Below are 14164 nucleotides of genomic sequence, written 5' to 3' on the forward strand. Positions count from 1 at the left end.
TATAGTTATGAATAAAGCAGTTTCTGACAAAAAAGTTGTGAAAACACTTATTGACATATGTTTGTCTGAAGGTTTGAGAGAGGTAGTTATCTCTCCCGGATCGCGCAATGCTCCTTTAACGCTTACATTCGCAGCGCATCCCGACTTTGAATGCTTCAGTATTGTGGATGAAAGAAGTGCCGGCTTTTTTGCATTAGGCATTGCTCAACAAACCCAACGACCTGTTGCCCTGGTTTGCACCAGCGGCTCGGCACTGCTCAACTATGCACCAGCCATTGCCGAAGCATACTATCAAAACATACCGCTGGTAGTTCTCAGCGCCGATCGCCCTATGGAATGGATTGATCAGGCGGATGGCCAAACAATTCGTCAGTTTGGCGCATTGGATAACATTGTTAAATACAGCTGCCAGCTGCCAACCTCAAAAAATGCCAGTAACTGGTATGTTAACCGCTTGGTAAGCGAAGCCTTCTACCATTGCCAGCACAAAGATGCAGGCCCCGTACATATCAATGTGCCACTGGACGAACCATTATATGGCAAAACAGTGCATCCTGAAGATAAGCAACGACAAATAAAACAGATTATCTCATCCAGTTCTTTGTCGGATCAGGATTTAAACCTGCTGATTGAAGACTGGCATAAACATGATAAAGTTCTGATTGTTGCAGGGCTTAGAAAACCCGACACAAAACTGCAACAAACATTAAGAACACTTGCCGAAATGGAGCAAGTGGTGGTGCTTACCGAAACCACATCCAATGTGAATGGAGAATCCATTGTAACCGGCATCGATAAGGTGGTATCCACCATCACCGAAGATGAAGTGCACTTTTTTAAGCCTTCGCTACTCATCACCTTTGATGGTGCTGTGGTATCAAAAATGGTGAAAAAGTTTTTACGCGACTATAAAGCCAAAGAGCACTGGCACATTAGTGTTGCCAACCATCATTTAGATACCTATAAGCAACTAACGACCTCTATTGAGGCCGAACCGGCCGATTTTTTTGAAAAACTAATCCCCCAATTAACCCCGGTAAAAAGCCGCTATCGCACCACCTGGTTCAACCGTGTGGAGCGCTCGGAAAAACACCATGAGGAATACCTGGCTAAAAATGGCTGGAATGATTTAAAAGTGATGGCTCATATCGCCCGATTACTTCCTGAAAAATGGCAGGTACAATGGGGCAATAGTTCAGCCATTCGCTACGCCCAGCTATTTAACGAGTTTTATAATCAGGATTCCTTCTGTAACCGCGGAACGAGTGGTATTGATGGCTGTGTCAGCACATCGGTTGGTGCCAGCTACATCAGTAAAAAACCAACCCTGCTGATAGTAGGTGATTTATCATTTTTATACGACAGCAATGGTTTATGGAACAACTACCTGCAAGCCAACCTGCGCATTATTGTAATTAATAATGGTGGCGGCGGTATTTTCCGTTTTATACCTGGTCCATCCGATTCCGAAGAACTGGAAACCTTTTTTGAAGCCAGTCACCAGCTAAATGTAGAGCCGTTGGCCAACATGTATGGACTGGACTATTTGATGGCCAATAGTGAAGAGTTGTTGAACGAAAGTCTTGAACAACTGTTTTCAGAAAGGAACAAACCAATTATATTAGAAGTTAGAACACCCGCCAAAGAAAATGCCGGTGTTTTAAAATCATATTTTAAACGCTTAAAAGAAGAATTATGAGCCAACGCAACTGGACTTCTGTAAAAGAATATGAAGATATTAAGTTTGAATATTTTGAAGGAATTGGTAAAATAACCATTAATCGTCCAAAAGTATACAATGCTTTCCGCCCTAAGACGGTTAAGGAACTGATTGATGCATTCGATATTTGTCGTGAACGGCAGGATATTGGAGTAATTGTTCTTACCGGAGAGGGTGACAAAGCATTTTGCTCAGGAGGCGACCAAAATGTGAAGGGCCACGGTGGCTATATTGATGAAGGTGGGGTTCCTCGCTTGAACGTGCTTGACCTGCATAAGCGCATTCGTTCGCTGCCAAAACCAGTTGTGGCCATGGTGAATGGCTATGCAATTGGGGGTGGTCATGTGCTGCATGTTGTGTGTGACTTGACCATTGCTTCTGAAAATGCCATTTTTGGACAAAGTGGACCAAAAGTGGGCAGCTTCGATGGTGGCTTTGGCTCATCGTACCTGGCACGCCACGTTGGTCAAAAGAAGGCTCGCGAAATTTGGTTCCTGTGCAAGCAATACTCGGCAAAAGAAGCTGAAGACATGGGCTTGGTAAATACCGTTGTGCCATTCGAAGAACTGGAAGACACCACTGTGGAATGGTGTAAAATTATGCTGCAACGCAGCCCAATGGCACTGCGCATGATTAAGCGCGGATTAAATGCCGAGCTGGATGGCCAAACGGGTATTATGGAAATGGCAGGTGATGCGACCCTGATGTTCTACCTGATGGAAGAAGCACAGGAAGGAAGAAATGCCTTTCTAGAGAAAAGAGATCCTGATTTTCAGCAATTCCCTAAATTTCCGTAATCGAATTAAGATAAATACTAAAAAGAGCGCATATGAAACTAATCGTATGCGCTCTTTTTGTATCCGCCCTAAAGGCCAGATTAATATTTTAAAAAATATACTCCTTACTTATCCATATCCCAAAAGCCAGAATTACTAAAACAATTATTGTACTACCGGCAATTTTATTGATCCAGAACAAACGACGCAGATTAATCTTTGAGCGAAACATATTAACCAGCGAACTGAGGATTAACCACCAGGTAGCCGCACCTACAAACACACCTCCAATAAGCAGCAGGTTATCAATAAGTGTATTTTTAGCACCTACCACCCGAAAGCTTGCAAAAAAGGCCATAAACAGAAAAACCGCCAGAGGATTAGCCACCGTTAATGCAAAGGTTGAAAAGAAATCCTGAATCAAACTGGTACTTTTCTTCTTTTGCTTTCGCAACTGTATAGCCGGGTTGGTGCTAAAAATTTTCAATCCTAAAGAAATAAGAATTAATGCACCAAATATTTGAATCCAAAGCAGCTGCGTTTCAATAAAACCAACAATAAAAGACAGACTAAAACCGGCAATAATGGCATAAATAGTATCAGACAGCGCGGCTCCTAAACCAGACACGAAGCCCGATAAGTGCCCTTTATTTAAAGTACGCTGCACCACTAAAACACCAATAGGTCCTAACGGTATAGAGGCCGAAATACCTATAATAGCACCATCAACTATGTTTCCAAAATCCATTCAAACCGTTTTTTACATCCTGCCATCTTACCAACCCTTTAATGAAGATTAAGTGGACGAACATCAGAAATCATGCTTCTCTTAAAAGCAAAAGTCTCGCAAAATTATAAAAACCTTTTCAGATAAGGCACCGATAAATGGATATTAATGGATAATTATTAATCTCTGCAGGTATCCACAAATCGCAAGCAAATGCTATTGGCAAGGGTATTTCAATTTTACCAACTAACCTAAGCGCATCACACAGAGCCCCCATTAACACGAACCCATACCAGAAATCAGCTCCGTTCGACCTATAAAAAGGAAGTGCTTCAAGCAGCATATCCTTAAATACAGAAAAGCCATATATAGCTGATTAAAAAGCGATAATAACCAACTGACCTATTGAATTAACCTTAATAATAACTTAACTTGATAGGAGTTAACACAAACTTAACATACACTTAAAAATAAATCAATCTCCTACTGCACCTAACTAAGTAAGTTTGCCTCGCGAAAAAGAATAACAAATAACATTTTTCTGATGGAAAACATTTATTTAATCCTGGTCATAGTGCTCTTTGCCTTGGCTATTTCTGATTTAATCGTTGGCGTTAGCAACGATGCTGTTAATTTCCTTAACTCGGCAATTGGAGCAAAAGCAGCGCCATACAAGATTATTATGGTAGTAGCCGCTTTAGGCATCTTATTTGGCGCTACTTTTTCAAGTGGCATGATGGAAGTGGCCCGTAAGGGAATTTTCAATCCGCAGTATTTTGTCTTCTCCGAAATCATGATCATATTTCTGGCGGTTATGATTACCGATGTGATACTGCTGGATGTATTTAACACCTTTGGAATGCCTACCTCAACAACAGTATCAATTGTTTTTGAAATACTTGGTGCGGCTGTTGCAGTAGCGTTAATCAAAGTGGCAAACAATCCGGAAATGAACCTTAGCGAGTACATCAATACTGCGAAGGCATTGGGAATTATATCCGGCATCTTGCTCTCGGTGGTCATTTCTTTTACAGCCGGTGCACTTATTCAGTATTTCACGCGCTTGATTTTCTCTTTTGACTATGCCAAACGCTTAAATTATTTCGGTGCTATCTGGGGTGGTATTGCCATTACAGCTATTACCTATTTTATTTTGGTAAAAGGGGCCAAAGGCGCATCATTTATGCATGCCGACACCAAAGATTGGATCAAAAACAATGGACTGACGATTATTGCCATAAGCATGGTGAGCTGGACAGTTCTTCTACAAATCCTTAAACTGGTCTTTAAGGTTGATATCCTTAAAATTATCGTACTAACAGGAACATTTGCTTTAGCAATGGCCTTCGCTGGTAACGACCTTGTTAACTTTATTGGTGTGCCGTTAGCCGGCTTCGAATCATTTAAGATTTTTGCAGCCTCTGGCGATATTAACACCAGTATGGAAGCATTGGCCGGTAAAGTAAGTACCCCAACCTATATGCTGATTGTTGCTGGTATTGTGATGGTAATCACCTTGTGGACTTCTAAAAAAGCCAAAAGAGTGGTTAAAACTGAGTTAAGCTTGAGCCGTCAGCAAGAAGGCGATGAGCGTTTTGGGTCATCGTACTTTGCCCGCTCACTGGTCCGCATTTCAATTAATGCCAGTAATGCACTTAATGCCATTATTCCTAACTCTATCAGCAAGGTCATTAACAAACAGTTTGATTCGACTAATTACGATGAGCGAAGAAGAGCTTTAGGTGCCGATGCGCCCGCATTCGACATGCTCCGCGCTTCTGTCAACCTGGTAGTAGCAAGTATCTTAATTTCCATGGCAACTAACATGAAGCTGCCACTTTCCACCACTTACGTCACTTTTATGGTAGCAATGGGTAGCTCATTGGCCGACCGTGCCTGGGGACGCGAAAGTGCGGTGTATCGCATCACCGGAGTTTTATCAGTTATTGGTGGATGGTTCTTCACGGCCTTATCAGCCTTTACTGTAGCCTTTATTATGGCTCTTCTAATCAGCACCATCGGCATTTGGTTTGTGGCCGTTCTTATTGCCATTGTTATTTACGTTGTTTTCAGAACACACATCCTTCATAAGAAGAATGAGCAAACAGAAACTGAAATTGATGAATTTGAAATAGAAGAAGTGAATGGTGAAATCCATGTTGAAACTGTCATGGAAAAATGCAAATACAGCGTTACCGACATTCTCAAAAAGGTTTCACAGCTTTATTCCCAATCTATTCATGATTTTGAAGCAGAAGACAGACGCAGCTTGAAAGTAATATACAAAGAGGTTAAGACCATTAACAAAAAGGCCAAAAAGCTTAAGGGAAATGTGTACCCAACCGTTAAAAAGCTTCAGGAGCAGTCTATCGACTCAAGCTTGTATTACATTCAGGTAGTGGATTACCTGCGAGAAGTAGCTCATTGCCTTTCATACATTACAACTCCGGCTTATGAGCACCTGGACAACAACCACAAGGTCTATTCACCAGAGCAGTTTGAAGAGTTAAACAGCATTCGCACTGATGTACAGGACTTCATGGCCAAATCAATCAGAATAATTACCCAAGGGGAGTACTCACTGCTGGATGAGTTGGTTGAGCAGCAGCAGGAAATCTTCAGCAAAATGCGCGATAACCGCAAAAAACAGCTGAAACGTATTAAAAACGAAAAAGCGGGCACTAAGGTGAGTCTTCTGTACTTAAACGCTTTGCATGAGACGCAAAACCTTATGCTACACCTTGTTAACCTGGTAAAAGCACATCGCGATTTTGTAAATTATCAATCAAAATAGTTGTATCTCATATTAGAAAGAAGCCTGGGGCTTCTTTCTAATACTTCTTTTTAAAATACACAAGGAAACATTATTAGTTATTTGCCGTATTCTGGAGCTAGTATTAAAAATGCGTCAGGAACATTTTTAATCTCTTCAGAAAAGGTTAAACAAATTAGGGGAATCATGACAAAAGGATTACTTATTGTGGCACTTCTGGTCGCCACTATCGGGCAAGCTATTGCTCAGAATGCAGAAGAATTTAAACCATACGGCCGAATGGAAGGACGTATTTATACGGACTTTAGCGCCGATGTGGTTGGTGATGGAGATGAAAAGGCATTTGAATTGAAGCGTGCCTACTTTGGATACCGCTACCAGATAACTCCAGAGTGGAGAGCCCATGTACGTGTCGATGTTGGAGGCAGTGAGTTTGTGATAGAGGATGTGTTGGCACAGTATGTATTTTTCAAAACAGCAGCCTTGTACTATGAAAAAGACCACTGGTTTGCAGCTTTTGGTTTGCACGATACCTACCAGTTTAAGGTGCAGGAAGGCCTTTGGGGCAAGCGCTACATTTTACCATCGATGCTCGACCGCCAGAAGTTTGATTTTAGCGCTGATATTGGTGCTTCGGCCCAATACCGTACCGACAATTTTTCGGTGGACGTTGCTCTTTTCAACGGCGAAGGTTACAAGCAGCTTCAACAGGACGATGCATTTCGTGGAAGCGTTGGTCTTACCGGTTGGTTTTTGGATAAGAAGCTCATTGGTCGAATTTATGTCGATCAGTCAAGTGCGGATGTGCACTTAAGCTCATACACCGGTTTTGTTGGCTTGGATTTAGATAAGTTTACATTTGGAGCCGAATACACGCACCAAAATAACTACACCTATGTAGATGGCCACAACCGCGATGCCTACTCTTTCTTTACTCAATACAACATTACCCCACGTATTGGTCTGTGGGCGCGTATTGATGGCATGGTATCTGAGTTCGATTTTAAAGAGCCTCTTACAGATGATAATATCAATTACATCGCTTCGTGGAGAAGGAAAGATGGTGAAGACATTTTTGCAGGTGTTGAGTACGTGGTTGTACCGAAAAGGATCAATACTTCATTAAACTACCAGCATCACCGTTCCGATGAGGCATCACCCGTCAATTCAGGAAAAATATTCTTCAATGTAGAAGTAAGGTTTTAACAACCTATTAAATAAATGTGGGAGCCGTCAGAAATTATTTCTGGCGGCTTTTTTGTTGCCAATCCATTCGAAAGGATAAAAACAAGAGATAAAGCAACACAAAGATGGCCAAGCCTGCTGTAGGTATTGCTGCTTTTTGTCCGAATAAAGTTATGGCCGTAACAACTGCAAAGCCTGAGCTTTTCACAGTCAGTAATAAGTTTTCTGACATCACTTTGACCTTATCGCGTTTTAGTAACAACGCCAGCTTCTCGTACACCAGTCCCAACACAAAATGCGTTAAAAACAAAATTAAACCAATGCGCAACAGAATAACCGGCTCACTAAAAAACACCTGACGATTTAATCCTACTGCTATAAAAATTAGCAAGGCAAACCCCCAGTCCACCACTTTTCCTCTTACAATATCTACCACTCTAAACAGCCGGGGCATAAGTAAAACCCGCGATATCAGCAACGGAATAACAATCGTTTTCACCATTAAAAGAAATAAATCCAGAGTAGCGATACCATCATTGCCGGTTATCCACCCAACTGCAAAAGGCGTTACAAAAACAGTACACAAAAAAGCCCCCAAAACCCCTTTGATAGAATACTCCACATCGCCTTTTAGTATATAGGAAAAAGGTATAATAGCTACCCCCGGCGGAGTGGTTGCAATCACCACAAACCCATAAAACAAGTCCTTATCCTCAATTAGAAAATATGCCAAACCAATCATCACCACGGCATACACCATATAATTGAGTAAAATACCCAGCAGCATGGGCTTAATCAACAATTTAGGCGGATAAAAACTGGAGGTACGGATGTTGGTCATTGAAAAAGTCATCACGATAGCCAGTACATAAATGGTGTAATCTTTAATACTGCCGGCATAATCGCCCAGCAGCAAGCCCATGAATACGGCTAGGATCAAAACAAAATTTCGATTTCGTAGTAAGTTGATTATAAAGTGCATTGTGTAGGACGCTTAAGTATTATTTTAATTAAGGTTGAGCAAACTTACAAATTTTATTTAGAACTATTCTAAGTAAAATCGATATTCAAATCTTTTTGGCAAGGAAGCTGTCATTTGATTACTTTTGAGCCATTAACAATCGGATGGTTCCGATATTAACACAAATAGCAGTAAGTATGAAAGGTCAGTTATACCTTATCCCCAACACCCTTGGTGACAGCCCTATTGAACGCAACCTTCCGCAGGAAACCATAGACATCATTCGCTCCATTAAATATTTTGTGGTAGAAAACATCCGTTCAGCCCGCCGTTTCCTGAAAAAGGTAGATCGAACAATTGAGATTGAAGAGTTAACTTTTTATGTGCTGGATAAGCACACCAACATCAATGATATTCCCAGCTTTTTGAATCCTGCCAACAACGGACACCGCCTGGGCATGCTGTCCGAAGCCGGATGTCCGGGAGTAGCAGATCCGGGTGCCGATATCGTTAAACTGGCCCATTCTCAAAATATCAGAGTCATTCCTTTGGTTGGCCCCTCCTCCATCCTTTTATCGGTCATGGCATCTGGGCTAAACGGGCAAAGCTTTGCTTTTAATGGTTATCTGCCCGTTAAAAAAGATGAAGTTGGCAAATACATTATGCATCTGGAAGAACGCTCAATAAGAGAAAAGCAGACACAACTATTCATCGAAGCACCTTACCGTAATATGAAGCTGCTGCAGGAGTTAGTAAAAGTTTGTCGCCCGCAAACACGTTTGTGTATCGCCTGCGATATCACGCTTGAAACAGAGCTGATACAAACCAAAACCATTGCCCAATGGAAAAACAAACTGCCAGATATCAATAAGCGTCCGGCCATATTTCTAATTTTAGGATAAATAAGCAGAATAGTACTATCAGATAATTTACATTTATAACAGTATATCACATGAAAAGTATTCTTACAAGAATAAGCGCTGCTGCAATAGTTTTTGCAGCATTGGTATTAACTCAAAGCTGCAGTGCTCCAACAGGTCCTGCTAAATTGACTAACCAGGCCGACAGCTTAAGCTATAGCTATGGAGTAATGCTGGCCCGCGAATTATCATCAGAAACTGGATTGAATTCCGATTTAGTAGCAGCCGGTGTACGTGAAGCCATGAATGAAACGGCACAACTAAGCCTGGAAGATGCCAGCAAAGCAATCACTGCAGCAAAAGCACAGATAGGCATTAACTTTTTGGCAGAGAATGCTAAAAAAGAAGGTGTAGTAACTACCCCAAGCGGTCTGCAATATAAAGTTATTGCAGAAGGCGAAGGCGCAGCACCTGCAGCTACTGATGTGGTAACAGTACATTACAAAGGATCATTAATTAACGGAGAGGTATTCGACAGCTCTGAAGGAGGCGAGCCTATCTCCTTTCCTTTAAACCGCGTTATTAAAGGATGGACAGAAGGCTTACAGTTAATGAAAGAAGGCGGAAAAACCATCTTCTATATTCCTCATGAGTTGGCTTACGGGGCCAATGGTGCCGGCCAGGTTATCCCTCCCTATTCAGCATTAGTATTTGAAGTGGAACTGCTGAAAGTAGAAACAACACAGAACTAAACAATCTGATTTTTGATATTAAAGGGTAGCTCATCAAAAGCTACCCTTTTTTATTGAAAAAAATATTTGAGCTATACAACTAACTCCTAAAAACTTACAAAACCTACCGTAAAAAGCCCACTTATTTTAGTCTATTTTTATTTTGCAGTTCAAAAATAATCTCTACTTTTGCAAGCGTAATCGAAAGAGATAACAACACAGAAGCCGCATGAGTAAAGGGCTTCAGAATTTAATGGAAACAAAAAGTGCTAAATGCACTTCACGTATATCGACTTGGAGAGATGGCAGAGTGGTCGAATGCGGCGGTCTTGAAAACCGTTGTACCGCGAGGTACCGGGGGTTCGAATCCCTCTCTCTCCGCTGAGTAAAATGTCAATAAAAGACACAGAAAAGACAAGTCCTACACTTTCAATAAGTTGTAGGACTTTTTTTTATGCCTTTTCATTTTGTATGTCTTTCATAATATGCCTCAAAACGACATTGAATGGTAACTAAATCACATGAAAACAATTATTCGGGTAAGAACCAATAGCCCTTTAATTACATCAAGTAAATTTTTTATGCTGTTGAATTTATATTATCACTGTCTAATATTTGTTACGTACGTTATTTTTCTAACTGAGAGAATATAGTTTCATCATTATTAATAATTATATCAATACGGCGGTTTTTGCTTCTACCTTCCACTGTTTCATTATTTGCAATTGGATTGTTCTCACCAAATCCGACAGAACTTATATTTCCAACATTTAGTGAAGCCATGTTTGCCTTCAAATATGTTGTCACAGCATCGGAACGCTCCTGCGATAATTTTAAGTTCGAATCATCACTTCCAAAGGAATCAGTATAGCCCTGCACAATAACTTTACTTTCGGGAAAAGTACTAATGGCACTTTGAACCTTTGTTAAGAGACTAAAGTATTCAGGTTTAATATTAGATTTGCCAACATCAAAGCCAAAGCCTTGCATTCTGATAATAACATCGTTTCCTGAACGAAATACCAATGCATCTTTACTTTCAAATAGTTGATTTACTAATTCATATCTTTCATTAATTTTTTCTTGATAAGAAACTCTTTTTGAAAGCATGGATTTTTCATTTTCAATATCCTGCATTTTTTTATTCATGTCTGCTGTGCGCTTACCTATCTCCATTTCGAATTCAGTACTAAGCACATCTCTTTCTTTAATCAAAACTTTTATATTATCATCTCTTTGCCCAATCATATAGTTCTGTTCAATGTTTTTTGCATCGAGGGCATAGTTTTTTTCTTGCAAATCTTTTACGTAGGTAACTATTTGCTCTTTGGGTTTATGAAAACCTTGGTCAAACTCTGCCACAAATCCACTTGTCGCCGCAATGGTCATAATCGGTTTTTCCATACCTAAAATCACATCTTCCAGCTCCTGATTATTATTCTCCATTGTATTTATAGTTTTATACAAATAGATAGCGTGTTTGGCCTCGTATTTAGCTTGTTTTGCTAATGTGCGAGGATAATCCATATCATAACGACTTGTTTCGAGTTGCTTTTCAGCTTCAGCTAACAGGCTTTTCGCTTTTTTTAGGGTTTTTGGAGCTTTATCGGCTACATCCATTTCATCGGCTTTTTTTAACAATCTTCTGGTTTCAGCCAGTAAATCTGTTTTTATGGCTGATAATTCTGCCTTCCGATAAATAGCGATGGCTTCAACAGATGCTTCGTAAGAATCGTCTCTATCCCCTTTTCCCAGTTGTTCTGCTGCTTCCTTAAACTGTTTTTCTGCATCAAGCCACAGTTCTCTGGCATATAAATTCGCCCCGGCCGAAATTGCATCTTCACGGGCATTTAAAGAATTTGCAAAAATTATTTTAGCCGAAATGCTAAAATCTACCGCTCTGTTGAAATAATTAACTGACTCAGTCAGCAATTCTTCTACTTTTTCAATCCCTCTCTGTTTATCAAATTTATCTTCTGCCTTGTTATATCGATCCATGGCATTATCAAATTCCAATGGAGAAAGAATATCTGCTTGCATGACTTTCGCGTTCTCCATAGCAGAATTAGCTTGTTTAAACACGGTTTTTTTTGTCTGCTGTGCAAAATTGTTGGTGCTGGCAAGTAAAATACACAGGCAGCTTAACACAACAATTTTGTTCGATTGAATAAATGAATTTTTCATAATGTATCATTTTTATTTGTTCTGAAATTTATTCCTCTTTAATTTACTAGCGACTGTCATTTACAGTCAAACCTTTAAACGCCTTGCCCAATTCATTCATATCATGATTAAATTCTTTTTTAAAACCATTCCATTTATCTTGCCCTTCATCCTTATATTCAGCAAGTTTCTTTTTTAATTCGTTGTTCTTACTTTCCAACGTTATCAACTTCTCTTCATAATCTTGTTTAAGACCTTCTTTTTCTTTGGCAATTTTCGCCTTCAAGTCGACTATGTTTTTCTCTTGTGTAGCAATTAACTTTTCAGCTTCTATTTTGAATTGCTCATAGTTACTAATTGTATCTAATCGTATTTCGTGCAAGTCTCTTTTAGAATCTTCCAAATCTTTTATAGCTTCCTGTACATTATCTTCTGCATTTTTAATTTTTTGATTTGATGATTGACAACCACCGGAAAGCAATGCTATTGTTAGCAATAGGATGCCTCCTAAAGCTTTAGTTGAGTTTTTCATAACTACAATTTTTAGTTGTTGCAACTGGCAATACAGTAGTGGATATAATTCCACTTTACAAAGGTCAGGCTATCTATCAAAAAAAGCATTACATAGTTCTGTGTATTAATTACATCATTCACACCTTTTTACAGCTAACTTTATAGTATAGAGCAATATTGGTAGGCATACCAAGTCAATATGCTACCTGTCATTTAGCTTAATTATCGGGATTATTCTTAGACTTTTATTGGTCTATAAATTAGATGGGATGCTTTTCGTAAATTTAATAATTGCAAACGCTGAAATTATTGATTACGAATATGTGGGAATTCAATTATATGAGATAACTGCTTTATTTATTTTTCTTATCAGATGACATATAATGCTTATTTCGTGGATTTACATGGCTAAATTTTACGAATGCAACAAATACAACCCCTCCAATAATATTGCCCAAGGTTGCCGATGTTTGAACGTGTAGATAATCTTTCCAGGTTATTTCAATACTTGTTAAAGATGCGGTAAACACTTCGATGGAACCAACAATAGAGTGGTGTAGTCCGCCTATCCCAATTACAAAAGTAATTAAGGTTATTATTACTATCCTGCTTAAAGTATCCTGCGAAGAAGTAACCAGCCATGACAACAAACCCATTAACCATCCGGCCAGAATTCCACTTCCTACAATGATATGCCAAGGGTGGTGTATTAATTTTTTTGCCAATCCATAAAATGCTCCATTATCTATAGCATTCAGTCGTTCAGGAAGAACGGAAAGAATATATCCAAAAATATAACCTCCCAATAAATTCCCGAGATAAACTACCCCCCATAGTATCAATAGGCTCTTTATTGTTGCATCTTTACTTAAAACAGGGATTACCGCAAGGCTGGTATGCTCTGTAAAGAGTTCGGATTTACCAATCACTACAAATATAAATCCAAGAGGGTAGGCAATTGCCAGCATTACATGAAGCATTGATGGATGAACAACTTCATTGAACAAACTATAAATAGAAGCCATGAGGAACACGCTAAATCCAACTTCTAAGCCTGCTGATATGGCTGAGAGAAATAAATCTTGATTTGACCGCTTGTGTTCTCGTAAACCAGTTTCAATTTGCTCATCAAGTATTTCATTAATCTGCTTAGGCTTATTTAAAGCTTCTTTTAGTTTGTTTACCAACCGTACCATAGTTATTTATAAAGCATATAGTTGAAGAAAACTCGTTGGGATTTGTTCAGGTAATCATACTTGTGCAATATAGACCCATTAAAATCCATTGGGACTAAACTATCTTTTAAAATAGAATGTTCAAATAACGTCGTGCTTTCAGGATTGAATGAGAAACGATAAGTGTTTAACCGTCTTTCTTCATATATTTCATAAAATGTAAAGTCATAGGTCTTCGAATACCGGCCTTGCTTTCTCATTGTTTCTTGCAGACTTCTTTCTAGAAACACTCCATACGTAAGTCCTCCATTTTTAATAATCTTATTTTTCAAACCTTTTGCTAACCCTATATAACTCAATGAAGATATGCACGTTAATTCAATTAGCTGCAATTTTTCTTTGCCTTCCTGTTTTGCTTCTTTAATAATGTATTTCTCTCTTGTTTTATTTTCAACTTTAGAATTGACTAAATCTTCTTTAGTATTTTTCTTCTTGTAATTGCAAGAATATGCTGCTATTAACAAATATAAGATGGCAATAATTTATATAAATCTCAACCTTTTAAATTTATCTCTATCAT

Annotated in this window: 12 protein-coding genes and 1 tRNA gene; 7 read left to right on the forward strand and 6 right to left on the reverse strand. The window is 39.2% G+C overall.

Annotation, left to right across the window (positions count from 1 at the left end; translation table 11 throughout):
- Positions 1–7: 7 nt before the first annotated feature.
- Both menD and menB read left to right on the forward strand, forming a co-directional pair.
- The gene (gene menD / locus ACSX1H_RS14915) at positions 8–1699 is read left to right on the forward strand and encodes a 2-succinyl-5-enolpyruvyl-6-hydroxy-3-cyclohexene-1-carboxylic-acid synthase (RefSeq protein ID WP_439185024.1); all 1692 of its coding nucleotides are present in this window, start codon (positions 8–10) and stop codon (positions 1697–1699) included.
- Positions 1696–2517: a 1,4-dihydroxy-2-naphthoyl-CoA synthase gene (gene menB / locus ACSX1H_RS14920; protein WP_439185025.1), complete on the forward strand. Its 822-nt coding sequence runs from the start codon at positions 1696–1698 to the stop codon at positions 2515–2517. Before menD ends, menB begins: the two co-directional genes overlap by 4 nt.
- A gap of 88 nt (positions 2518–2605) precedes the next feature.
- Here the strand turns inward: menB and ACSX1H_RS14925 are convergent, their stop codons facing one another.
- A complete protein-coding gene (locus tag ACSX1H_RS14925; RefSeq protein ID WP_439185026.1) occupies positions 2606–3244 on the reverse strand; it encodes a LysE family translocator in 639 nt (212 codons plus the stop codon).
- 523 nt (positions 3245–3767) lie between these two features.
- Between ACSX1H_RS14925 and ACSX1H_RS14930 the strand changes: the two genes are divergently transcribed.
- Both ACSX1H_RS14930 and ACSX1H_RS14935 read left to right on the forward strand, forming a co-directional pair.
- A complete protein-coding gene (locus ACSX1H_RS14930; protein WP_439185027.1) occupies positions 3768–6017 on the forward strand; it encodes an inorganic phosphate transporter in 2250 nt (749 codons plus the stop codon).
- Positions 6018–6182: 165 nt separating this feature from the next.
- Positions 6183–7202 (forward strand): hypothetical protein, encoded by a 1020-nt coding sequence (locus tag ACSX1H_RS14935; RefSeq protein WP_439185028.1) that lies wholly within the window; start codon positions 6183–6185, stop codon positions 7200–7202.
- A 34-nt stretch (positions 7203–7236) separates the two neighbouring features.
- Here the strand turns inward: ACSX1H_RS14935 and ACSX1H_RS14940 are convergent, their stop codons facing one another.
- Positions 7237–8163: a bile acid:sodium symporter family protein gene (locus ACSX1H_RS14940; RefSeq protein WP_439185029.1), complete on the reverse strand. Its 927-nt coding sequence runs from the start codon at positions 8161–8163 to the stop codon at positions 7237–7239.
- A gap of 176 nt (positions 8164–8339) precedes the next feature.
- Between ACSX1H_RS14940 and ACSX1H_RS14945 the strand changes: the two genes are divergently transcribed.
- The 3 genes from ACSX1H_RS14945 to ACSX1H_RS14955 all read left to right on the forward strand — a co-directional run bounded on the left by ACSX1H_RS14945 (position 8340) and on the right by ACSX1H_RS14955 (position 10114).
- Positions 8340–9044 (forward strand): SAM-dependent methyltransferase, encoded by a 705-nt coding sequence (locus ACSX1H_RS14945; protein ID WP_439185030.1) that lies wholly within the window; start codon positions 8340–8342, stop codon positions 9042–9044.
- A gap of 50 nt (positions 9045–9094) precedes the next feature.
- A complete protein-coding gene (gene bamJ, locus ACSX1H_RS14950; RefSeq protein WP_439185031.1) occupies positions 9095–9754 on the forward strand; it encodes a BamJ family beta-barrel-assembly machinery protein in 660 nt (219 codons plus the stop codon).
- 275 nt (positions 9755–10029) lie between these two features.
- A tRNA-Ser gene (locus tag ACSX1H_RS14955) sits at positions 10030–10114 on the forward strand.
- A 246-nt stretch (positions 10115–10360) separates the two neighbouring features.
- Here ACSX1H_RS14955 and ACSX1H_RS14960 read toward each other — a convergent pair.
- The 4 genes from ACSX1H_RS14960 to ACSX1H_RS14975 form a co-directional block, all read right to left on the reverse strand.
- The gene (locus ACSX1H_RS14960) at positions 10361–11917 is read right to left on the reverse strand and encodes an OmpA family protein (protein WP_439185032.1); all 1557 of its coding nucleotides are present in this window, start codon (positions 11915–11917) and stop codon (positions 10361–10363) included.
- A gap of 46 nt (positions 11918–11963) precedes the next feature.
- Positions 11964–12428, reverse strand: a complete 465-nt coding sequence (locus ACSX1H_RS14965) for a sll1863 family stress response protein (RefSeq protein WP_439185033.1) — start codon at positions 12426–12428, stop codon at positions 11964–11966.
- 334 nt (positions 12429–12762) lie between these two features.
- Positions 12763–13605, reverse strand: a complete 843-nt coding sequence (locus ACSX1H_RS14970; RefSeq protein ID WP_439185034.1) for a formate/nitrite transporter family protein — start codon at positions 13603–13605, stop codon at positions 12763–12765.
- 2 nt (positions 13606–13607) lie between these two features.
- On the reverse strand, positions 13608–14108 hold the full coding sequence (locus ACSX1H_RS14975; protein WP_439185035.1) for a hypothetical protein: 501 nt from the start codon (positions 14106–14108) through the stop codon (positions 13608–13610).
- Between the last annotated feature and the right edge of the window lie 56 nt (positions 14109–14164).

The organism is Carboxylicivirga taeanensis (assembly GCF_051851475.1).
GTDB lineage: Bacteria > Bacteroidota > Bacteroidia > Bacteroidales > Marinilabiliaceae > Carboxylicivirga > Carboxylicivirga taeanensis.